General features: G+C 66.8%; 22 protein-coding genes. 13 read left to right on the plus strand and 9 right to left on the minus strand.

Annotation, left to right across the window (positions count from 1 at the left end; translation table 11 throughout):
• Nucleotides 1-280: 280 nt before the first annotated feature.
• Nucleotides 281-1,252: an MBL fold metallo-hydrolase gene (locus tag ACM0O9_RS11435; protein WP_164093298.1), complete on the plus strand. Its 972-nt coding sequence runs from the start codon at nucleotides 281-283 to the stop codon at nucleotides 1,250-1,252.
• 73 nt (nucleotides 1,253-1,325) lie between these two features.
• Here the strand turns inward: ACM0O9_RS11435 and yihA are convergent, their stop codons facing one another.
• The gene (gene yihA, locus ACM0O9_RS11440; RefSeq protein ID WP_049414655.1) at nucleotides 1,326-1,928 is read right to left on the minus strand and encodes a ribosome biogenesis GTP-binding protein YihA/YsxC; all 603 of its coding nucleotides are present in this window, start codon (nucleotides 1,926-1,928) and stop codon (nucleotides 1,326-1,328) included.
• 156 nt (nucleotides 1,929-2,084) lie between these two features.
• Here yihA and ACM0O9_RS11445 point away from each other — a divergent pair, with 156 nt between their 5' ends.
• From ACM0O9_RS11445 to ACM0O9_RS11460, 4 genes are all read left to right on the plus strand, one after another.
• Nucleotides 2,085-2,885: a c-type cytochrome gene (locus tag ACM0O9_RS11445; RefSeq protein ID WP_164230440.1), complete on the plus strand. Its 801-nt coding sequence runs from the start codon at nucleotides 2,085-2,087 to the stop codon at nucleotides 2,883-2,885.
• Between the two features lie 106 nt (nucleotides 2,886-2,991).
• Nucleotides 2,992-3,642 carry a thiol:disulfide interchange protein DsbA/DsbL gene (locus ACM0O9_RS11450; protein WP_005419285.1) on the plus strand — a complete coding sequence of 217 codons (651 nt, stop codon included), beginning with the start codon at nucleotides 2,992-2,994 and terminating at the stop codon, nucleotides 3,640-3,642.
• A 106-nt stretch (nucleotides 3,643-3,748) separates the two neighbouring features.
• Complete coding sequence (locus ACM0O9_RS11455) at nucleotides 3,749-4,585, plus strand: thiol:disulfide interchange protein DsbA/DsbL (RefSeq protein WP_053500287.1); 837 nt, start codon at nucleotides 3,749-3,751, stop codon at nucleotides 4,583-4,585.
• A 53-nt stretch (nucleotides 4,586-4,638) separates the two neighbouring features.
• Nucleotides 4,639-5,376 carry an endonuclease/exonuclease/phosphatase family protein gene (locus ACM0O9_RS11460; protein WP_005419292.1) on the plus strand — a complete coding sequence of 246 codons (738 nt, stop codon included), beginning with the start codon at nucleotides 4,639-4,641 and terminating at the stop codon, nucleotides 5,374-5,376.
• A 48-nt stretch (nucleotides 5,377-5,424) separates the two neighbouring features.
• On the opposite strand, the gene ACM0O9_RS11465 is transcribed toward ACM0O9_RS11460, so the two are convergent.
• Nucleotides 5,425-6,300 carry an EamA family transporter gene (locus ACM0O9_RS11465; protein WP_065185387.1) on the minus strand — a complete coding sequence of 292 codons (876 nt, stop codon included), beginning with the start codon at nucleotides 6,298-6,300 and terminating at the stop codon, nucleotides 5,425-5,427.
• Between the two features lie 72 nt (nucleotides 6,301-6,372).
• On the opposite strand from ACM0O9_RS11465, the gene ACM0O9_RS11470 reads away from it, so the two are divergent.
• The 3 genes from ACM0O9_RS11470 to fhuE all read left to right on the plus strand — a co-directional run bounded on the left by ACM0O9_RS11470 (nucleotide 6,373) and on the right by fhuE (nucleotide 9,823).
• Entirely contained in the window at nucleotides 6,373-6,855 is a 483-nt protein-coding gene (locus ACM0O9_RS11470; RefSeq protein ID WP_065185388.1) for an Lrp/AsnC family transcriptional regulator, read from the plus strand.
• 77 nt (nucleotides 6,856-6,932) lie between these two features.
• Entirely contained in the window at nucleotides 6,933-7,484 is a 552-nt protein-coding gene (locus ACM0O9_RS11475) for a M23 family metallopeptidase (protein WP_065185389.1), read from the plus strand.
• 176 nt (nucleotides 7,485-7,660) lie between these two features.
• Complete coding sequence (fhuE, locus tag ACM0O9_RS11480; protein ID WP_065185390.1) at nucleotides 7,661-9,823, plus strand: ferric-rhodotorulic acid/ferric-coprogen receptor FhuE; 2,163 nt, start codon at nucleotides 7,661-7,663, stop codon at nucleotides 9,821-9,823.
• Nucleotides 9,824-9,956: 133 nt separating this feature from the next.
• On the opposite strand, the gene ACM0O9_RS11485 is transcribed toward fhuE, so the two are convergent.
• Entirely contained in the window at nucleotides 9,957-12,767 is a 2,811-nt protein-coding gene (locus ACM0O9_RS11485; protein WP_414603824.1) for a TonB-dependent receptor, read from the minus strand.
• A gap of 294 nt (nucleotides 12,768-13,061) precedes the next feature.
• Between ACM0O9_RS11485 and ACM0O9_RS11490 the strand changes: the two genes are divergently transcribed.
• The gene (locus ACM0O9_RS11490) at nucleotides 13,062-13,520 is read left to right on the plus strand and encodes a hypothetical protein (protein ID WP_414603811.1); all 459 of its coding nucleotides are present in this window, start codon (nucleotides 13,062-13,064) and stop codon (nucleotides 13,518-13,520) included.
• 9 nt (nucleotides 13,521-13,529) lie between these two features.
• Here the strand turns inward: ACM0O9_RS11490 and ACM0O9_RS11495 are convergent, their stop codons facing one another.
• Nucleotides 13,530-13,937 carry an ExbD/TolR family protein gene (locus ACM0O9_RS11495; RefSeq protein ID WP_065178060.1) on the minus strand — a complete coding sequence of 136 codons (408 nt, stop codon included), beginning with the start codon at nucleotides 13,935-13,937 and terminating at the stop codon, nucleotides 13,530-13,532.
• 150 nt (nucleotides 13,938-14,087) lie between these two features.
• Between ACM0O9_RS11495 and ACM0O9_RS11500 the strand changes: the two genes are divergently transcribed.
• The 3 genes from ACM0O9_RS11500 (at nucleotide 14,088) to ACM0O9_RS11510 (ending at nucleotide 17,654) form a co-directional block, all read left to right on the plus strand.
• Complete coding sequence (locus ACM0O9_RS11500; RefSeq protein WP_414603825.1) at nucleotides 14,088-16,073, plus strand: transglycosylase SLT domain-containing protein; 1,986 nt, start codon at nucleotides 14,088-14,090, stop codon at nucleotides 16,071-16,073.
• A 68-nt stretch (nucleotides 16,074-16,141) separates the two neighbouring features.
• Nucleotides 16,142-16,378 carry a hypothetical protein gene (locus ACM0O9_RS11505; protein WP_065178058.1) on the plus strand — a complete coding sequence of 79 codons (237 nt, stop codon included), beginning with the start codon at nucleotides 16,142-16,144 and terminating at the stop codon, nucleotides 16,376-16,378.
• Between the two features lie 55 nt (nucleotides 16,379-16,433).
• On the plus strand, nucleotides 16,434-17,654 hold the full coding sequence (locus tag ACM0O9_RS11510; RefSeq protein WP_065185393.1) for a multifunctional CCA addition/repair protein: 1,221 nt from the start codon (nucleotides 16,434-16,436) through the stop codon (nucleotides 17,652-17,654).
• A 347-nt stretch (nucleotides 17,655-18,001) separates the two neighbouring features.
• Here the strand turns inward: ACM0O9_RS11510 and ACM0O9_RS11515 are convergent, their stop codons facing one another.
• The 5 genes from ACM0O9_RS11515 to ACM0O9_RS11535 form a co-directional block, all read right to left on the minus strand.
• On the minus strand, nucleotides 18,002-18,436 hold the full coding sequence (locus ACM0O9_RS11515; protein ID WP_005419309.1) for an SseB family protein: 435 nt from the start codon (nucleotides 18,434-18,436) through the stop codon (nucleotides 18,002-18,004).
• Nucleotides 18,437-18,514: 78 nt separating this feature from the next.
• The gene (locus ACM0O9_RS11520) at nucleotides 18,515-18,874 is read right to left on the minus strand and encodes a helix-turn-helix domain-containing protein (protein WP_069139190.1); all 360 of its coding nucleotides are present in this window, start codon (nucleotides 18,872-18,874) and stop codon (nucleotides 18,515-18,517) included.
• On the minus strand, nucleotides 18,871-19,173 hold the full coding sequence (locus ACM0O9_RS11525) for a type II toxin-antitoxin system HigB family toxin (protein ID WP_065178056.1): 303 nt from the start codon (nucleotides 19,171-19,173) through the stop codon (nucleotides 18,871-18,873). The genes ACM0O9_RS11520 and ACM0O9_RS11525 overlap by 4 nt, the downstream gene beginning before the upstream one ends.
• A gap of 49 nt (nucleotides 19,174-19,222) precedes the next feature.
• Complete coding sequence (locus tag ACM0O9_RS11530; protein ID WP_414603812.1) at nucleotides 19,223-19,561, minus strand: hypothetical protein; 339 nt, start codon at nucleotides 19,559-19,561, stop codon at nucleotides 19,223-19,225.
• On the minus strand, nucleotides 19,558-20,601 hold the full coding sequence (locus ACM0O9_RS11535; protein ID WP_414603813.1) for a S41 family peptidase: 1,044 nt from the start codon (nucleotides 20,599-20,601) through the stop codon (nucleotides 19,558-19,560). The genes ACM0O9_RS11530 and ACM0O9_RS11535 overlap by 4 nt, the downstream gene beginning before the upstream one ends.
• A gap of 415 nt (nucleotides 20,602-21,016) precedes the next feature.
• Here ACM0O9_RS11535 and ACM0O9_RS11540 point away from each other — a divergent pair, with 415 nt between their 5' ends.
• Nucleotides 21,017-21,451 (plus strand): hypothetical protein, encoded by a 435-nt coding sequence (locus tag ACM0O9_RS11540; protein ID WP_072167168.1) that lies wholly within the window; start codon nucleotides 21,017-21,019, stop codon nucleotides 21,449-21,451.
• Nucleotides 21,452-21,527: the final 76 nt, after the last annotated feature.

Consider the following 21,527-nt stretch of genomic DNA (forward strand, 5'->3'; position numbering starts at 1 on the left):
GGGAGTGTCCGCGGCATGGATGCCGCGGCCAAGCCCCCATGGATGGGTTTACGGCGTCTCCCGCAACCGGACCCACCCCGCCATCCCACGGATAGATCGCTGTTGCTGTTGCTGTTGCTGTTGCTTGGGCCGTTGCTCTGGCTCGTAGCGGGTGCAGGGCGCAGCCCTGCAGACAACACCCCCTTCCCTGAGCATTCCACGCAGTGGTTTGAGCGCCGTGCGCACGCCAGTCACGGCACGCTAGGCCAACGGAACCGCCCATCATCCACCGAGAACCCTCATGACCCTGCGCCATCTGCCCCTACGCACCGCCCTGCTGCTGGCCCTGTCCTCCCTGCCGCTGGCCGCGTTGGCCGAAGCCACCTCGCCCGCTCCCACCCAGCAGGTGCCCGGCGTCTACCACCAGCGCGTCGGCGCGCTGCAGGTCACCGCCCTGTTCGACGGCGTGGTCGCGCTGGGCCGGCAGGAAGTGGTCGACGTGCCGCCGACACTGGTCAGCCGCCTGTTGGAAGGCCGCTACGTACCGGAAGACAAGAAGGGCCTGCAGACCGCAATCAACGCGTTCCTGGTGCGCCAGGGCAACCACCTGACCCTGGTCGATACCGGCACCGCGCAGTGCTTCGGCCCCGGCCTGGGCCAGGTGCTGGGCAACCTGCGCGCCTCCGGCGTGGACCCGGCCGAGGTGGACGAGGTGCTGCTGACCCACGCCCATCCGGACCACCTGTGCGGGGTGCTCGATGCACAGGGCAAGCCGGCCTACCCGAATGCCACGGTGTGGCTGTCCAGGGCCGATGCCGACTACTGGCTCAACCCGGCCAGCGAGGCTTCCGCGCCGAAGGGTGTGCGCTTCGCCTTCCCGCTGGCGCGCAACGCGGTGGCACCGTACCAGGCCAGTGGCCACCTGCGCACGTTCAACCCCGGCGATGCCCTGCCCGGCGGCGCGGTGGCGATGGACACCCATGGCCATACCCCCGGCCACGTCTCCTACCGGTTCGACAGCCAAGGCCAGTCACTGCTGGTGTGGGGCGACGTGCTGCACTTCCATGCGGTGCAGTTCGCGCACCCGGAGGCCGCGTTCGAGGCCGATTCGGACCGCAAGGCGGCCATCGCCAGCCGTCGCGGGCTGCTGCAGCAGGCCACCGCCAACGGCTGGTGGGTGGCCGGTGCGCACCTGCCGTTCCCGGGCCTGGGCCACGTCCGCAGTGAAGGCCAGGCCTATGCGTGGGTCCCGGCGGAGTATTCGCCGTTGTGAGGGTGTGCCGACCAAGGTCGGCACCCACCCGATCGGGTAGCGCCCGGCTGCCAGCCGGGCGACCGGCAATACCTTATTCCAGCCCCAGCCAGCCGCCGATCACGGCGCGGGCTTCGTCCACGCCGGTACGGTCTTCGCCCGAGAACACCTGCACGCTGACGCTGTCACCGTAGGCCGATTGCAGCTCCTTGCGCACCTTCTGCAAGGACTGCATCTGCTGGCTGCGGCTGAGCTTGTCGGCCTTGGTCAGCAGGGCATGCGCCGGCAGGCCACGCTGCACGGCATAGGACAGCATCTGCCGGTCGTAGTCCTTCAGCGGATGACGGATGTCCATCACCACCACCAGCCCCTTCAGGGCCTCGCGGGTGCGGAAGTACTTGTCGATGAAGGCCTGCCAGTGCGCCTGCAGGTCCAGCGGCACCTTGGCGTAGCCGTAACCGGGCAGGTCGACCAGATGCGCCTCCGGGGTGACCTGGAAGAACACCAGCTGCTGGGTACGGCCGGGGGTCTTGGAGACACGCGCCAGGGCGTTCTGGCGGGTCAGCGCGTTGAGCGCACTGGACTTGCCGGCGTTGGAGCGGCCGGCGAAGGCCACTTCGGCCCCTTCGTCGGGCGGCAGCTGCCGCACGTTATGGGCCGAAAGGTGGTAACGGGCGCGTTCGATGAGCAATGACATGTGCCTAGGATCGCATGTTGCGGCGCCGCGCGCCCGTGCCGGCGGCCTTTGCGGGCATTTTGCTGCACTGCTGCGTTGACCGTGCGCGGAAACGGCGTTGATAATCCGGGCGATGCCGGCCGCCACCGCCCGGCCCGGTCCATACGGAGCTTCAGCATGCGCCACGCTCGCGTTCTTGCCGTATCCGCCCTTGCCACTGCTGTAGTCGTTGCCGCTGCTGCGTTCGCGCAGACCACGTTGACCCCGCTGCCCGACAATGGGCCGATCAATACCGCCTCGCTGGAGGTGGATTTCAGCAAGACCCACTGGGGCGATGCGAAGGCCGGGCAGACCAAGGCGACGGCCTGCGCGGCCTGCCACGGTGCCGACGGCAATTCCACGGTGGAGATGTACCCGTCCATTGCCGGCCAGAGCGAACGCTACGTGGCCCAGCAGATGGCCCTGATCGCCAACGGCCAGCGCAGTTCCGGCGCGGCGGTGGCGATGGTGCCGTTCGTGCAGAACCTCACCCCGCAGGACATGCGTGATATCGGCGCCTACTTCGCCACGCAGAAGGCCAACGCCGGCATCGCCGATGACACGGCGGTCGCCGACGGCCCCTACAAGGGCATGAAGTTCTACGAGATCGGCCAGCAGCTGTACCGCGGCGGCGATGCCAAGCGTGGCCTGCCGGCCTGCATGGCCTGCCATGGCCCCAGCGGTGCCGGCAATCCCGGCCCGGCCTATCCGCATCTCGGTGGCCAGCACGCCAGCTATGTCGCGCGCCGCCTGCTGGAGTACCAGGCCGGCCAGACCAACGAGACCGACAAGGCGCACTTCCAGATCATGGCCACGGTCGCGCAGAAGCTCAGCGAGCAGGAGGTGCAGGCGCTGTCGAGCTACCTGCAGGGCCTGCACAACAAGGCCGACGATGTGGCCACCACGGCCACGCCAACACAACCGGCTGCCGCCCCCTGACCACCACTGGTCGGCCCGGGCCGCGACGCCGGCCTACGGCTGCGGTATGTTTCCTTCACGCCGGCGGCTGCGCCGGCGTTGCTTTTTTCAACGGAGATGCGTGTCGATGAGGTTGATTTCCCGCCTGCTGTTGTCCGTGCTGGTGCTGCTGCCGCTGGCAGCCTGCGCCGCCACCCCCGCCAATGCCCCGCTGGTCGAGGGCAAAGACTACGAGCGCATCGCCCAGCCGGGCCCGTTCCAGCCGCTGGCCGGCAAGATCGAGGTGGTCGAAGTCTTCGGCTACACCTGCCCGCACTGCGCCCATTTCGAACCGCAGCTGGAAGCCTGGGCGGCCAAGCTGCCGGCCGACGTGCGCTTCACCCCGGTCCCGGCGGCCTTCGGCGGTGCCTGGGATGCCTGGGCACTGGCCTACTACGCCGCCGACGAAGTCGGCGTGGCCAAGCGCAGCCATGCCGCCGTGTTCAAGGCCCTGCACGAGCAGGGTTCGCTGCCGATGCAGAACGTCTCCGCCGATGAGCTCGCCACCTTCTACAAGGCCTACGGCGTGACCCCGGACCGCTACATCCAGGCCCTGCGCGGCGATGCCGTGCAGAAGAAGGTCGAGGCCGCGCGCGCGTTCGCCCAGCGCACCAAGATTCCGGGCACCCCGGCCATCATCATCAATGGCCAGTACCTGGTGCGCGGCAACAGCTTCGACGACCAGCTGCGCATTGCCTCGGCGCTGATCGCGCAGGCGCGCGCCGCCCGCGGCCGCTGAACCAACACCCACCACCGACACGGCGTTGTCGCCGCCGCGTGTCATCATTTCCCCTTGGCCGGCGCCTGCCGCCGGCCCCACCTTTCCAGATGCTGGAGACGTTTCCATGAAGATCCGTTACGCCCTCGCCCTCGCAGCGCTGCTGCCGATCCTGGCCGCCTGCAAGGCCGACGACGGCAGCACCAACACCACCGCGGCCCCCGCCGAACCGGCAGCAACCCCGGCCACGACCACCGAACCGGCTGCCGCACCGGCGGCGGGCAGCGAAGGCGCCGCGCCGGCTGCCGCTGAAGGCGAGAAGACTCCGGCCGAAGCAACTCCGGCCGCCGCGCCGGCCCCGACCACCGCCGCACTGACCGGCCCGGCTCCGGTGGAAGGTGCCGACTACCAGGTGATCCCGAACGGCCAGCCGTTCCAGCCGGCCGCCGGCAAGATCGAAGTGACCGAGATCTTCGGCTACGTCTGCCCGGCCTGCGCCGCGTTCCAGCCGCTGGTCGGCCCGTGGAAGGCCGGCCTGCCCAGCGACGTGAACTTCGTCTACGTGCCGGCCATGTTCGGCGGCACCTGGGATGACTACGCCCGTGCCTTCTACGCCGCGCAGACCCTGGGCGTGCAGGAGAAGACCCACGAAGCGCTGTACGCCGCCATCCACTCGCAGAAGACCCTGAAGGGCGAGCGCGGCCGTGACTCGGTGGAAGACATCGCCAAGTTCTACGCCGCCTACGGCGTCGATCCGAAGCAGTTCGCGGCCACCATGGGCAGCTTCGCGGTGAACGCCAAGACCAACTCGGCCAAGCAGTTCGCCCAGCGCAGCCAGATCAGCGGCACCCCGTCGATCATCGTCAACGGCAAGTACCTGGTTAAGGGCAAGAGCTTCCCGGACATGCTGCGCATCGCCGACCACCTGATCGCCCGCGAACGCGGTGCGGCCCAGGCTCACTGATCCAAGAGAAGCATTTCCCGGCCGTGAATTCCCCCCGTACACGGACCCTGCGCTTGCTGACGGCCAACATCCAGGCCGGCTCAAGTACCCGCCGTTACAGCGACTATGTGACCCGCAGCTGGTCACATGCGCTGCCGGCGGGTCGCAAGCGCAGCAGCCTGGACGCGATCGCCACCCTGGCGCGCGAACATGACATCGTCGGCCTGCAGGAGGCCGACCCGGGCAGCCTGCGCTCGGGCTTCACCAACCAGACCCATTACCTGGCCCAGCGCGCCGGCTTCAACTACTGGAGCCACCAGCCGAACCGGCGCATGGGCGGGGTCGCCTCCAGCGCCAATGGCCTGCTGAGCAAGCTGGAACCGGTGGAAGTGCAGGACCACGCCCTGCCCGGCCGCATCGGCGGGCGCGGCGTGCTGCTGGCCAAGTTCGGCGATGGTGCCGACGGCCTGGCGGTGGCGGTGGCCCATCTGTCATTGGGCGCGGGATCGCGGATGTCGCAGCTGGGCTTCATCGCCGAGCTGCTGTCCGACCACCCCAACGCGGTGCTGATGGGCGACTTCAACTGTCTGGCCGAACGCCCGGAAATGCAGGTGCTGTACCAGAAGACCCGACTGCAACCGCCCGGCTGCATCGTGCCGACCTTCCCCAGCTGGCGCCCCGACCGCGCCATCGACCACATCCTGGTCAGCAGTGGCCTGCAGACCCGCACCGTGGAAGCCGTGCCGGCCGCGTTCTCCGATCACCTCGCCCTGGCGATGCAGATCGACGTCCCGGCCGACGCCCTGCGCTGAACCGCCCCCCTGGTGGGTGCGGACCGTTGGTCCGCACGCTCTCTGCCGCTACCCGGCCTGGACCACCGGCACCTTCAATCGCCGCGCGGTCATCGTGCTGCCCACCGAAGCCAGCACCGTGCAGCCGATCGCCAGCCACTGCAGCCCGTGCAGGTGTTCGTGCAGCAGCAGCATCGCCCACAGCGCGGCCACCGCCGGCTCCATGCTGATCAGGATGCCGAAGGTCTCCTTTGGCAGGCGCTTGAGCGCCATCATCTCCAGTGACATCGGGATCGCGCTGGACACCAGCGCCACCAGCAGCCCGGCTGCCAGGATCTTCGGGTCGAGCAGCGCGGCACCGGCATGCACCACGCCCACCGGCACCACCACCAGCGAAGCCGCCAGCAGCCCCAGCGACACCGAATGCCCGGCGTGCAGGTGTCCGGCACGCTTGCCGAATACGATGTAAAGCCCCCAACACGCCGCTGCGCCCATCGCATACAGCACGCCGGTCGGATCCAGCGCCCGGCCGCCGCCCAGCGGCAGCAGCAGCAACAGCCCCACCGCCGCGCAGCCCACCCAGAGGAAATCGATCGGGCGCCGTGATGACAGCATCGCCACCGTCAGCGGCCCGGTGAACTCGATGGCCACCGCGATGCCGAAGGGAATCGTGCGCAGGGCCATGTAGAACAGCAGGTTCATCAGGCCCAGGGTGAGCCCGTAGCGCAGGAGGGTGATCGCATCCGCGCGGCCGGTCTTCCAGCGCCACGGCCGCCAGAACAGCAGCAGCAACAGCGCCGAGAAGCCCACGCGCAGCGCGCTGGTGCCCTGGGCGCCGATCAGCGGGAACAGGTGTTTTGCGTAGGAGGTGCCGATGGCCAGCGAGGTGACCGAGCCAAGCACCGCCAGCGCCGGCAACATCGGCGCGAGTCGTGAGGTCTGCATGGGCAAAGTCTATTGCGCCCGCGCCGAGCACTTGGCTCAATTGACAGCCCGTTCGTGCAACTTCTGCTCACCATGGCTACCGCCCCCGTGCTCGACAGCTTCGACCGCGCCATCCTCGGCCTGCTGCAGCGGGACAACACCCTGCCGCAGCGCGAGATCGCCGAGGACGTGCACCTGTCCACCCCAGCCGTGCAGCGCCGCATCAAACGCCTGCAGGACAGCGGTGTGATCGCGGCCAACGTGGCGGTAGTCGCCGCAGCCAAGGTCGGGCGACCGCTGACCATCATCGTCGAGGTGCGCGTGGTCAGCGAGCAGCGCGAACGCGTGGCGCCGTTCAAGCGCCGCGTGCAGGACGACCCGGCGGTGCAGCAGTGCTACTCGATCACCGGCGACGGCGATTTCCTGCTGCTGGTGTCGGCCGCGTCGATGGAAGAGTACGAGGCGATCACCGAGCGGCTGTTCGGTGGCGATGACAACATCGAGCGCTTCCGCACCTCGGTTGCACTGGGAACGTTGAAGCGCAGTTTCGAAGTGCCACTGGACCCGGTTCTGTAGCGCTGAGCCATGCTCGACTGCGCTTTGACCGCAAAGCAACAGCCGCCGAGCATGGCTGGGCGCTACAGTCGGAGACCATGAACACATCGCCCTCCCCCGCCCGTCGCCTGCGCCGCTGGCTGCTGCGCGGCCTGTGGCTGGTCATCGCGATCGTTGCCGCCATGGCACTGTGGAACAGCCCATGGGCCGCTGCACCGAAACTGCTGTGGACACTCTCGCGGATGCCTCCGGCCACCGAGCTTCCGGTGCCGGTGGAAGGTGTGCGGCCCCGCCAGATCGCCGATACCTTCGGCGCCCCACGCGGCCGTGACCGCTCCCACGCCGGCATCGACATCTTCGCCAGGCGCGGTACCCCGGTGCGCAGTGCCACCGCCGGCGTCGTCGTGGATGTCAGCGACCGCGGCCTCGGTGGCCGCCAGGTGTGGGTGATCGGGCCCGGGCGTGAGCGCTACTACTACGCCCATCTGGACGACTGGGCCGAGGGCCTGGCGCGCGGCCAGGTGGTCCAGGCCGGCGACCTGCTTGGCCACGTCGGCGACAGCGGCAATGCCAAGGGCACGCCGCCGCACCTGCACTGGGGCATCTACGGCACCGACGGCGCGCGCGATCCACTCCCGCTGCTGCGCTGACCCAGCCCACACCCGGATCATCGGATCGATTCGTTCATTATTTGTAAATAGGAATAGTTCGTATTACGATTTCTTTCGTTTCCGGTGGCGCCAGGACGGCCTGCCCGCCCTCCCCCTACCCGTAGCGCCTCGCCTTCTGGATGCCGGCCGAGCGCGCGTGCTCGTCCAGGACCCCCATGACCCGTTCCGCCTTCCGTACCCCGCAGCCGCAACGGCTGTTCGTTGCCGTGCTCGCCGTTCTCTGCGCCGTGGCCCCGGCCGCCTTCGCCGACACCGCCGCCGATCCGACCACCCTCGACAAGGTGGTGGTCAAGGGCGAACGCGCCGAAGGCTATTCGGTGCGCCGCACCTCGGCCGGCACCCGCTTCGACCTGGCGCCGCGCGAGATCCCTCAGTCGATCAGCATCATCAGCCACCAGCGCATCGAAGATCAGAACCTGGACGACATCATCGACGTGCTGGCCAACACCACCGGCGTGACCAGCACCCAGTCCGACAGCGAGCGCACCGAGTTCTACGCGCGCGGGTTCTACATCGATGCCTACCAGTTCGATGGCCTGCCCACGCAGATGGTGCAAAACTGGAGCTATGGTGATTCCGGCCTGGACCTGGCGCTGTACGACCGCGTGGAAGTGGTGCGCGGCGCCACCGGCCTGCTCAGCGGCGCCGGCAATCCGTCCGCATCGGTCAACCTGATCCGCAAGCACGCCGACAGCGCCGAGCTGGCCGGCAGCGTGTCGGTGAACGTGGGCAGCTGGGGCCGCACCCGCACCACGGTGGACGTGGGCAGCGCACTCAACGCCAGCGGCACCGTGCGCGGCCGCGTGATCGGCAGCTATCTGGACACCGACGGCCAGATGGACCGCTATAACCAGCGCAAGACGCTGGGCTACGCCGTCATCGACGCCGACCTGACCCCGGACACCCAGCTGAGCGTGGGCTACGACTACCAGCAGAAGCGCGCCAATGGCGCGACCTGGGGTGGCTTCCCGATGCTGTACTCCGATGGCTCGCGCACGGGCTACGACGAATCGTTCAACGCGAGCCCGAAGTGGACCTACTGGGACACCACCAGCAAACGCGCCTTCGCCACCCTGCAGCACGCCTTCAGCAATGGCTGGAAGTTCAAGGTCGGTGCCACGCACGATGAGACCAAGGCTGACGACAAGCTGTTCTACCCGGCCTACAACGACTGGACCACGGGCGCATCGAACTTCGACAAGACCACCGGCGCGGGCATCTCGCCGTCCGCGGGCTTCTACAACACCGAGCGCAAGGTCACCGGCGTCGATGGCTACGTTGATGGTCCGTTCCAGCTGTTCGGCCGCGAGCACCAGTTCATGGCAGGCCTGAGCTACAACAAGCGCGAGTACGCCAACTACGGCGACTACCAGGTCGGCGGTGCCGGCCAGACCTGGGATCCGTTCGCAAGCTATCTGAACTGGACCGGCAACATCAGCGAGCCGAACTGGAACCCGCTGGCACTGGCCAGCGAGGGCACCATCACCCAGAAGGCCGGCTACGCGGCCGCGCGCCTGTCGCTGGCCGATCCGCTGAAGCTGATCATCGGCGCCCGCTACACCGACTGGAAGAGCGAGGGCGAAGGCGCCGACCGCACGCACAAGGTCACCACGCCGTACGCCGGGCTGGTGTTCGACATCAACGGCACGTACTCGACCTACGCCAGCTACACCGAAATCTTCCAGCCGCAGACGCTGAAGGACCGCAACGGCAGCTACCTCGATCCGGTCGATGGCAAGAGCTACGAAGTGGGCGTGAAGGGTGCCTGGTTCGACAACCGACTGAATGCCTCGGTGGCGGTGTTCCGCATCGAGCAGGACAACGTCGGCCAGTCCACCGGCGAGCCGGTCATCGGCGGCACCGGCGGCGAAACGGCCTACGTGGCCGCGCGCGGCACCGTCAGCCGTGGCTTCGAGTTCGAAGTGAACGGCGAACTGACGCCCGGCTGGAACGCTACCTTCGGTGCTTCGCGCTACGTGGCCAAGGACATCAACGGCGCCGACATCAACACCAACCTGCCGCAGACCGCGCTGAAACTGTTCACCAGCTACACCCCGCAGTCGCTGCAGGCACTGACCGTCGGCGGCGGCGCCAACTGGCAGAACCGCATCTACTACGCGGTGCCGGCTTACGGCCGCATCGAACAGAGCGGCTACGCCCTGGTCAGCGCCTTCGTGCGTTACCGCCTGTCGCCGGAATGGAGCGTGCAGGCCAACCTCAACAATCTGCTGGACAAGAAGTACTACTCGCAGATCACCGGCTACGGTGCCTACGGCGATGGCCGCAATGGCTCGCTGACGTTCACCTGGGCGTTCTGATCAGACGCGGGGTACGACCGCCCCGCACCTGTAGAGCCGAGCCCATGCTCGGCTCAGAGAATCAGCCGAGCGCGGACTCGGCGCTACATCCGCAAGGCAGCGCCGGAACTGACCGGCGCTGCCCCCCCTCACATCAGAACCGCAGGTCCGCGCGCAGGTACCAGTAACGACCGCGCGGGATGTCGTAGGTCGAAGCGTCATACCCGTTCAACGAGCACGACAGGCAGATCGGCGGATCCTTGTCGAACACATTGTTCAGGCCCGCGGTCAGCTGCAGCCCCTTCATCCAGTCGATCTTGTAGCCCACCTGCATGTCGTGGAAGGTGGTGGCCGAGAGCGTGTTGGTGCCGGCTGCCTGGTTGCTGCACACCGGGAATGCCACGGCATCGCCGCAGTTCTCGGTCAGTTCGGAGATGTGCCGCACCGTCCAGTTCGCACTCCAGCGATCCATCGTCCAGGCGATGCTGGCGTTGCTGGTCCACTCCGGAATGGAGCTGTCGGCCACTTCCACGCCCGGCTTCTGCGGCTGCTTCTGCCCGGCCGCGCCGGTGGCTTCGTAACGACCGACGAACGTGTTCTTCCAGGCCAGCTTGAACTGGCCGAAGGAGGTCTGCGGCAACGTCCAGAACAGGTCCACGTCCCAGCCGTCGGTCTTGATCGAGCCCAGATTGGTCAGGCGGTTGTTGAAGCTGCTGACCGCACCCGTGCTGGCGCGGGTGATGCCATCGCAGTACACCGGGTCAAGCGTGTCCACGCACAGGTCCAGCTGGGTCTGCGCGTTGATGGCCTGGATCGCACCATCGATGGCGTGGCGGTAGAAGGTCACCTCCACATCGAAGCGCTCCGACCACGACGCGTTGTTGCCGAACCACGGGCTCCACACGAAGCCGGTGCTGAAGCTGCGCGAGCGCTCCGGTTCCAGATCACGATTGCCGCCGGTGGTCACCGAGATCTGCGAGTTGGCCTGCTGGAAGCCGGCCGGCACGCCCAGCGCGGCACAATTGGCGGCACTGCCACGCGGCGGCGTACCGCCCAGGCCCACCGAGCACGGATCGAACAGCTGCAGGTCGGCACGTGCGGCCGAGCCGTACAGTTCGCCAATGGACGGTGCGCGGAAACCCTCGGCGTACGTGGTGCGCAGCACGAAGTCATCGGTCACCTGCCAGCGCAGGCCGTACTTGGGCGTGAACTCGCCACCGAAAGTGGAGTAGTCCGAATAGCGGCCGGCCAGGCTCAGGTCCAGCTTCTTGCCGAACGAGGAGTCGGCGAAGATCGGCACGCTCAACTCCAGGTAGGCCTCGTTGACGTCGTAGGAACCGGAGGTCGGCTGCGACGGCACGCCGTTGTAGTGGCCGATCACCGTCAGCGGATCCGGCTGGTACCAGCCCTCGTACTTGCGGTACTCGAAACCGGTGGCGAAGGACACCGGGCCGGCCGGCAGCGAGAACAGCTCGCTGGACAGGTTGGCGGTGAACAGGCTCAGCTCGTTCTGGCTGCGGTCGTGCACCACCGGCTGGATCCACTTCAGCATGTCCGGCGTGATCGAACCGACGCCACCGAAGATGTTCAACGGCACGCAGCCCGGGGTTGCCGCGCACACCGCCGGGTCACCCAGCGCCATGTTGACGTTGTAGATGTTGTAGCTGCCGTAGTTGGTCTGTTCGGCCTTGTTCTTGCTGTACATGCCGTTGACGTCCCAATACCAGCTACGGTCGGCGGCCTGGAAGTTGCCGACCAGGCCGGTGGCCACGTAGGTCGTGTTGACCTCCTGCTTGAACACGCGCGCACCGCCTTCCACCGGGCGACGGCCGATCAGGCTCATGTTGCCCGAGGACACCAGGTCGAAGCCGAACGGGTTGTACGGATTCAGGCGCGAGACCACGATGTTGTCGGCCAACGGATTGCCGGTGGCGCCATCGGGACCAAAGAACAGCGGCTCGGGGCCGGCCTGGTTGGTCGACTCGCGGCGGTTGCCCAGTGCCTTGATGTACCACTGCACGTTGTCAGTGATGTCGAAGCGGAACTGACCGAACAGGCCTTTGCGCTCGGACGGCGTGAGCACCATGTTGTATTCGGCGAAGTTGAAGCGGTCGGCGCTGGTGAAGCAGTGGTAGTCATCGCTGCGGTTGCAGCCGGCGCTGCCGTCGTAACGCGGGTTGGGCACGCCGCTGTTGGGCACGATGTCCTGCTCGGCACCGGTGTTGGGGTCGACGAAGGCGAAGCGGCCCTGTGGAATGCCGCCGCTGCCGAAGGCCAGGCCGGTGCCCGGAATCGGGAAGCGCGACTGCTCGCGATCCTTGGCGAATACCGGGTCCTGCTTGGTCCAGCTGGCGCCCAGGAACAGGCTGAAGCGGTCGCCGCTCTTGCCCCACGCCAGGTCCACGCCCTTCTGGGTGCCGTCGCCCTTGCTGTACTCACCATAGTTCAGGGTCACCTGCCCGCCATCGAAGTCGCGGCGGGTGATGATGTTGACCACGCCGGCGATGGCATCGGAGCCGTACAGCGACGACGCGCCGTCTTCCAGCACCTCGATGCGTTCGACGATGGCCAGCGGAATGGTGTTGAGGTCGGTGGCCGCACCGACACCCGATGCGGACGACTCGTTGACCCAGCGGATGCCGTCAACCAGCACCAGCACGCGCTTGGCACCCAGGTGGCGCAGATCGACCTGCGCCGAACCGGCACCCACGCCACTGCCATCGGGCGGGAAACCGAAGTTGCCGGATGAGTTGAACTTGGCGTTGAGCGCCGAACCGGAACCGGTGAGCTGCTGCAGCACTTCGCCGATCGAGGTCAGGCCGGTGCGTTCGATATCGCCGCGCGTCAGCGTCTGGATCGGCACCTGGCCCTCCACCTCAGCGCGCTTGATGCGGGTACCGGTGACTTCCACCGCATCCAGGTTGGTGGTGGATTGTGCAGCGGCACCCAACGGTGCCAGGGTCATCACGCACAGCGCGACGGCAACCGCCAAAGGGCGGTGGTGCAGGTGATTCATTCGCTCTCTCTCCAAAGGAATGTCGGGACATGGGCTGCCGCCCCCCCCCTGCATGGCGGCAGCGTCTCCTTTGTAAACAAGCGGTAAAAATCACGGCGTGACGATCGACACTCTTTCACGCGAAATTGACGCAATTGCATGACATTTACGTCAGATGAGTGCCGTTTAGAACCGGACGGTAATGTTCCTCCGCCTTCGCTTTGATGCTGGCCGCGACAGCGCGCGCTGGAAACTGCCGCGCGCATGAAAGTGCCTTTGCCGAACCATTTCAGGAATAGTTTGAAATTCCTTCATTCAGAAGGCCCGGTTGATCGACCCGGTGCAGACTCGCATCTCCAGCCATTCGCGAGAGGATCGATCATGAAAGCACTAACTGCCGTGCCGAGCGTCATGATGGTGATCACGCTGCTTCTTCCTCTGGCAGGTGAATCGAGGGCAAGCGGCGTGATCGAGTGCAACAACTGCCTCTCTCCCAGCGATGCGGCCTCGGCCTCAGGAGAGGGGTTGACGGTTGTGGTGGATTTCGAGAGAGCCGAGTTGACCGCTTTCGACGTTGAACATGACCCTGAGATCGGAAGGTGGCGAGCACATCCGACCCCGGTTCCGGCGCAGATTGAGATGGCTTTTCTGCGGATCCTGGACGCGACACTGTCAGCAGGGCAAGCGCCGCTCATGCAGCAATCACCGCATGAGCGGCAGTGAGGCAACGCTCTATCGCACGAAGGCAATCCGCTCCATACCGGTCGCCTCGGCCGCGGCCAGAATCCTCGCCATGCCTTCGTACTCGGCCGACGGATCGGTGGCGATGCGCAGCTCCGGCAGGTTGCCGACATTTTCGTCCACCTGCGCCTGCAGGCGCGCCTGCAGATCGTCGATGACCATCGGCTGGCCATCCCAGCTCAGCTGGTTCGAGGCATCCAGGCGCAGCTCGATCGGAGGCGGCGGTTCGGGACGGTCGACCACCCGATCGGTGGCCTGCGGCAACTGCACCGCAATCGGCCGGGCCACGATGGGCGCGGTCACAATGAAGATGATCAACAGCACCAGCATCACATCCACCAGTGGCGTGACATTGATGTCCGCCAGCGGGCCGCTTCTTCCTGCGCTACTGAACGCCATGTGCCGCTCCCTGCAGCCGGGCCGTTCGCCCAAGGCCGACGTTACGACGCCTGCAACCCCGTGCGGCAGGGCCTGCGCGGATTCATTCAGCTGTCGTTGCCGACGCCCGGCGTGCACGCAATGCGAAACTGAATTCAGCCATTGCCCGCTATGCTGCCCGCCATGACCCGACGCACTTCGACCGCCCTGTCCCTGCTGCCCTTGGCCACCACGCTGCTGATCGGCTGCGCCAATGCCCAGTCCCTCGATGCCCAGAATGCGCAGCTGAAAGCCGCGATCGCAGCCGCCGAACGCGGCCAGTTCGATCCTGGCCAGGCCGCTGCGCTCAGCCGTCACCCGGCCTATGGCTGGCTGGAGTACGCCAACCTGCGCCGCAACATCGATACCGTCGATACCGCGCAGGCGCAGGCCTTCCTCAAGCGCTACGACGGCCAGGCCGTGGCCACCACCTTCCGCAGCGTGTGGCTGCCCTCGCTCGCACGCCGCCAGGACTGGCCGACCCTGCTGGCAAACTGGGCGCCCACCGAAAACACCGGCCTGCGCTGTGCGCAGCTGACCGCGCGCCAGGTGACGGGCAAGGTCGATCCGCAGTGGATCAGTGAAGCGCAGGATCTGTGGCGCAAGAACGGCAAGTCGCTGCCGGACGGCTGTGATGCCGTTTTTGCCGTGCTGCAGGCACAGGGTGGCCTGAGCGACGCCCTGCGCTGGGAACGCATCGATGCCGCCGCCGATGCCCAGCAACCGGCGGTGATGCGCAGCGCTGCACGCGGCCTGCCTGCCGCCGACCTGGCGCTGGCGAACAATTACGCCGCCTTTGTCGACAAGCCCAATGCCAGCGCCCTGAACTGGCCACGCAACGAGCGCAGCCGGCGCATCGCCACCGATGGCCTGGCCAAGCTGGCCAAGGCCGACCCCGGCGCCACCGAGCAGCAGCTGCCGCAGTACGCCCAGACGCTCGGCCTGAGTGCCGACCAGCAGGGCCAGGTGCTGTACCAGATCGCGCTGTGGACAGTGGCCTCCTATCTGCCCGATTCGGCACGCCGCCTCAACGCGGTGCCGGAGTCGGCCTATGACGAACGCCTGCACGAGTGGCGCGTGCGCGAAGCGATGTCGCGCGGCGACTGGCCGGCGGCGCTGACCGCCATTCGCAAGATGGGCAGCAAGCAGCGCAGCGACCCGCGCTGGCGCTACTTCGAAGGCCGCATGCTGGAGAAGACCGGCCAGGCCCAGCAGGCGCAGCCGCTGTTCCGCGAGGCCGCGCGCGCGCCGACCTTCCACGGCTTCCTCGCCGCCGACAAGCTGCAGCAGGGCTACACCCTGTGCCCGTGGAAGCCGAACGACAGCGCACAGGCACAGGCGGCGATCGCGCGCGACCCGGCCATCCAGCGCGCGATGGCGCTGTACCAGATCGACCGCGCTGGCTGGGCCGTGGCCGAATGGAACAGCGCGCTGTCGCGCTTCGATGACACCCAGCGCCGCCTCGCCGTGCGCGTGGCGCAGGACAATGGCTGGTTCGACCGCGCCGTGTTCGCGCTCGGCAAGCAGCCGCAGGAACAGCGCCTGTACGACCTGCGCTTCCCGCTGCATCACGACGCCACCATCCGCCGCGAATCGGCACGCAACGCGATCGACCCGGCCTGGGTGGCCGCGGAGATCCGCGCCGAGAGTACCTTCACTCCCCGTGCGCGCTCGCCTGCCAATGCCATGGGCCTGATGCAGGTGCTGCCGGCCACCGGTGCCAGCGTGGCCAAGTCGATCGGCCTGACCGGCTACGGCGGCGCCGACAGCCTGTACGACCCGGACACCAACATTGCCATCGGCACCGCCTACCTGCGCCAGCTGATGAACAAGTACGACGGTCTGCCGTACGTGACCATCGCCGCCTACAACGCCGGCCCGACCCCGACCGCACGCTGGCAGGGCCAGCGCCCGGGCTTCGATCCGGACCTGTGGATCGAGACCATCAGCTACAAGGAAACCCGCGAGTACGTCGCCCGCGTGCTGGCCTTCAGCGTGATCTACGACTGGCGCCTCAATGGTGATGCGCTGCCGCTGAGCGACCGCCTGATGGGCCGCCTGGTGGACAAGCGCAAGAAATTCAGCTGCGCGGCCGACGCTGAGCAAGGTGGCGATTGATCGCACTGCGGTCGTGCCGGCTTCTGGCTGGCACGACCTGGTAGCCATTTCCCGGGGAGGGGAACGCAATGAGCCTGTTGGCCTGGATCGGGATATTCGCCGCCTGGAGCCTGTTCGCCACCTGGGTACTGCGCTGGGGTGGCGCGGCCTGGATGGAAGGCTGGAAGTCGCTGGCCTTCGTCGACAGCTGGGGCAGCCTGTGGGACGAAGCCCAGATCAAGCTGTACGTCCTCTGCCTGTGGATCGTCTACTGCCTATGGTTCCTGGCCGGCCTGTTCGTGCCGGAGTGGCGCGGCCTGCCGTGAGGCCTCAGCATCGGTCGTGCCGGAACATCTGCGCCGGCCATGCGATCATCCCCCCATGAAGATCTATCTTGTCGGCGGCGCCGTACGCGACCGCCTGCTGCAGCGCCCTGCCGGCGACCGCGACTGGGTGGTGGTCGGCGCCACGCCCGCGCAGATGGAAGCACAGGGCTACACCGCAGTCGGCCGTGATTTCCCGGTGTTCCTGCACCCGAAGACCGGTGAGGAATACGCACTGGCGCGCACCGAGCGCAAATCCGGCCGCGGCTATCGCGGCTTCGTGGTCGATGCTGATCCGGCGGTGACGCTGGAAGAAGACCTGCAGCGCCGCGACTTCACCATCAATGCGATTGCCTGTGACGAAGACACCGGCACGCTGGTCGATCCCTATGGCGGTGTCCGTGACCTGGAACAGCGCGTGCTGCGCCATGTCGGGCCGGCCTTCGTCGAGGATCCGCTGCGCGTGCTGCGCGCGGCGCGCTTCATGGCCCGTTTTGCACCACTGGGCTTCAGCGTCGCCGAAGAGACCATGGCACTGATGCGCGAGGTCGCCGCCAGCGGTGAACTGGACGCACTGGTGCCGGAACGCGTCTGGCAGGAACTGCGCAAGGCGCTGGTCAGTGAACGGCCCTCCGCCTTCCTGCGCACGCTGCACGATGCGCAGGCACTGGGCCCGATCCTGCCCGAACTGGAAGCACTGTACGGCGTACCGCAGCGTGCCGAATTCCACCCGGAAGTCGACACCGGCATCCACCAGGAAATGGTCAGCGACATGGCCGCGAAGCTCGCCCCCGGCGATGACCTGGTCGGCTTCGCTGCCCTCACCCACGATCTCGGCAAGGGCCTGACCCCGCCGGAGGAATGGCCGCGCCACATCATGCACGAGCAGCGCGGCATCAAGCCGTTGAAGGCACTGTGTGCGCGGTTGAAGATTCCAGCCGAGCACCAGCAGCTGGCTGAAGCGGTGTGCCGCGAGCACTTGAACGTGCACCGCATCGACGAACTACGCGATGCCACCGTGCTGGAACTGCTGGGCCGCTGTGATGCGCTGCGCCGGCCGGAACGCGTGGCCCGCATCGCGTTGTGCTGCGAGGCCGACAAGCGCGGCCGGCTCGGTTTCGAGGATGCCGACTACCCGCAGGGCGAAACGCTCAAGCGCCTGCACCGGGCAGCGCTGTCAGTGCAGGCGCGGGATCTGGATACCACGCATCTGAAGGGCCCGGCCATCGGTGAGGCACTCGCCAAGGCCCGGGTGAAAGCCATCGCCGCTGCCCGCTGAAGCATCTGGTGATGCCGGCTGCTGGCCGGCACCTTCACATCGCCCGTCTAACGACGGCGCTTCCGCGAGAAATGGTCGACAGCATGAGCACCCAACATGATGGGTTGCATCAAGAGGAACAGCCATCCACCCAGCCGGAGCGTCTCCACCGGATTGAACCGGGTGATGAACGCAGCTGCCAGAGTCAAACCCACAAGAAGGCCGATCTCATAGACCCACAGCGATCGGTTAGAACGCTTGCCCACGATGCTCCTCCCCATTGAACAGGACGCGCTTGCAAGCCATCGCAGCCGTCCTGCACCACGGGTAGTGCCGGCCGTTGGCCGGCAACCACGCAATCGCTGGATTCAGTGCGCCATGCCGCGGGTAATCGCCGCCGCACGCTGCTTCAGCTGGGCCACGGCATCGGGAATCATCTCCATGCCCACGTCCAGGCCCGGGTTCAGGACCAGGCCGACGCCGTCGCCGATACCGGCCAGCAGCGCGTGCACCGCGATCGGCATGGCATGCGCAAACTGCGGCAGCTGCTCGTGCCACAGGCCCGCGCGCTCGGGGGCAGTGAACACCGCGAACATCGGCTCGCCGCTCTCGCTGGTCAGCACCAGCGGCGAGATGCTTTCGTCCCAGGCGCCATCCTCACCAATGGCCTTGTCCAGCAGCACGAACGCCGTCGAAGTCAGCAGGCCGTCGAGGAACTGCGCTGCGGTCAGCGTACCGTCCTGGGCCTGCAGCAGGCGCACCTCGAGGTCGTTGAGGGGTTCGAACGGGGTGTCGTGGTCCATGGTCGGTTCCGGTACGTGGTTGCAGGCTGCAACTTTAACAGGCCGGGAGTGAGGCACGGCAGCGTATCGGTAGGGGCTTCAGCGGCCGATGAGACTTTCTGCGGGAATGCCCAGGTTGCGGTGAAGCTTCCGGATCATTTCAAGAGTCAGACCGCGCTTGCGATTCAACACTTCATAGACACGGTTGAGCTGGCCGATGGAGGGCACCAGATCCTTCACGGTCAGACCGCCCTGCTCCATGCGGAAGCGGATTGCATCGATAGGATCTGGCGGCTCGATCGGGTAGTGCTTCGCTTCGTAGGCTTCAACCAGCGTTACGAGAATTTCAAATCGATCGCCATCTTCGCTGCCCGGCTCCGGCTCGTTGTCGACATAGGCCGAAATCATGCGCAGCGCGTTTTCGTAGTCGCTTTCCGTACGGATGGGATGGATGTTCATAGAAGCTCCACAGTGTCGGCGTCGATCCGGTCGTACTCGGCGTGGGTGCCAATGAACTTGATGTAGACCACTTGAAACCTGTAACCCACAGCGACGATGAGCCGGTAGCTGTTGCCTTTTATGTTGAACACCACACGACTATTCGCCACGAAACTTGCGCTTGCGTAACGTTGGCGTACGTCATGCGGTGTGTCCCAGACGGCGTGCCTCACTTCGTCATACCAGGACCTCAGCGCTGCTTCCGAATCAGGGTGACGTTCCCAGAATCGTTTCAGCGTCGCCAAAGCAACCACTTTCATTCGGATATCCTAGTCCCAATTTGGGATGTAAGCAACCGTGTCATCTCCATCAGCGGCCGATGTATCCGTGCCGCCACATCCATCCGGCCACCGCCAGCGCGGCGCCCCCTAACAGCATCAACGGCAGGCCGAAGCGGTGCCGCCACGGGATCGGCACCCCACCCAGCTGCTGGTCCATGGTCTCGGTATCCAGCACCCAGCCGTGCTCGCAACGGGTACAGGCCAGTTCGTAGCGGCGCTGGTAGGTGAAGCCGAACAGCAGGTAGATGCGCGCCATTTTGTAGCGCAGCTGCGGGGCGAATTCGGTTTCGGTCTGGCAGCGCAGGCAGTGGTGGGCTTCGGTGGGGCCGACGATCAGCACCCGTTCCTGTTGACCGATCAGGATCATGACCGGGTGCCTTGGCAGGCGGGCTGGGCCAGCAGCCAGGCTTGGGCGGCGGCCACGGTGGCGGCGTCCCCGTCGACGCGCTGGTCGGGCTCGATCTTCAAGCCATCACCACGATCATTGCGGTCCCGCATCACGCTGGTGGTCAGCAGCAGGCGACTGCCATCGGCAAGCGTGTGCACGACATTGCCAGTGGAGACACCCGCAGTAGGCTGACCGAAACTCCGCGTCTGCGGACGACCACGCCACGCCAGCACCGAGGCCTCGCCCGAACTGCCGGTGCGCGGCCCGAACAGCACCGCCACCGGCGCGCCGGGCTGCCGCAGCACATAGCCGGACTGGCCGAAGTCCAGCACCGACTTGCCTGCACGCTGTACAGCGGTCGCGGTCAACGTCCAGCGCTCCGGCCCCTGTGCGGCTTCGAACGCTCCCACATCTTCGTTGTTCACCACCGAGGTGCGCAGCAACGGTGCCATGCCCAGCAGCATCGGCCACATGTTGCCACCGCTGTTGTCACGCAGGTCGACGATCCAGCCACAGCGCATGCCGTCGTCCTTGCTACGGATTACCTGCTGCCACCGCGCGGCGCGCTGGATGTCCTGGCGGAATTTCTCCTGCGGCGTCGCGCCGGGCATAGGGGCATAGCCCTCGATGACCACCCAGCCGATGCGCGCATCCACCGCATCGACGGCCTTGGCCTGGTCCACGGCGGCGGCACCGGCCTGCTGCGCGCGCGCAAGGGATTCACGCTGGCGCTGGGTCGTGGTCCATGCACCATGGTGGCCGGTGCTGAGCGCAATGGCTTCGCGCAGAACGGCCAGCCGTTGCGCGGGGTCGCCCTGCGCCGATTGCAGGCGGATGCGGATGGCGGGCCAGTCCACCCGATCGCGATACAGCGCCTGGCGTTCAAGCAGGCTGAGGATCTCGGCCAGGGCCTCCGGCGAGGGCACCTCGACCGTGCTTGGCGTATCGGCCATGCCGCCGGTCGCCAGCAACACGAACATCAGCGCGCCGATGCGACGCACTCCCTTGCGAACCTGCATGCGACGCTTCCTTGTCGTTGAGTCAGGACCGCAGCATAACCGGGGCATGATCGCTTGCGCCACGCGCGAACTGTCGTATCCGGCCCGGTCGCGGGTTGCAGCAAGGCGGCTTGCGTGCAGTCACCACATTGCAACTTTGCCCATGTCATCGCGGCGCACAACGCGCCAAGGTGGCCTCCGTCGGCGCGTCCTGCGCTGACCGGGATTGGCGTCCTGAATGAAGCTTTTCACGAGCGGGCTTGCAACGTCGTTGCCGGCCCGAACAATGCACCGTCCGTCGTTCTGCGGCGGGCGGTGCGTGGGGATCCCCGGATCCGCCGGCGTCATTCCTCGTGAAGAGCTTCACCGGCACGCCAACCCGCACCGCCCGCCACCTTGCATCCCGCAGGTGGCCTTGCCTTGTGAGGTTGCTGCCATGAACACGCCCTACCCCACCTATCCGCGCCTGCAGGCACTGCTCGGTGCTGCATTGCCCGACCTGCAGCTGTCCACTACGGCAGCCGAAGCGCTGGAAGATGCGCTCACCGAAGCCGACGAACAGGCGCCGCAGTCGGCGTTCTTCGCCCGGTTGCGCGGCATCGCACACAGCCACGGAGCCGACGGCCAGGCGTGGCGCGAGCGGCAACTCAGCGAGGCGCGCGGCCGGGAACTGGCCGAGGCGACGCGCTGTCTTGCCGCATTGTCCGCCTGCGGCGGTGTGTTGCTGGCGGCGCAGTCGGCGCGCGAGATGGATGATGCGCAGGTGCAGTGTCCGCCACAGGTGGAGGAAGGGTTGCTGCATGCGGTGGTGGTGTTGGCCGATCATGCCGGGGCGTTGGTGGAGCCGGATGCGTGCGCGCCGTTGTCGTAGAGCCGAGCCTATGCTCGGCTGCACTGTGCTCGTGGCGTCGGTAGGTTCAGTGCCGACCAAGGTCGGCACCTACCAG

This window comes from Stenotrophomonas sp. FR012, from assembly GCF_047520565.2.
In the GTDB taxonomy this organism is placed as follows: Bacteria; Pseudomonadota; Gammaproteobacteria; order Xanthomonadales; family Xanthomonadaceae; genus Stenotrophomonas; species Stenotrophomonas sepilia.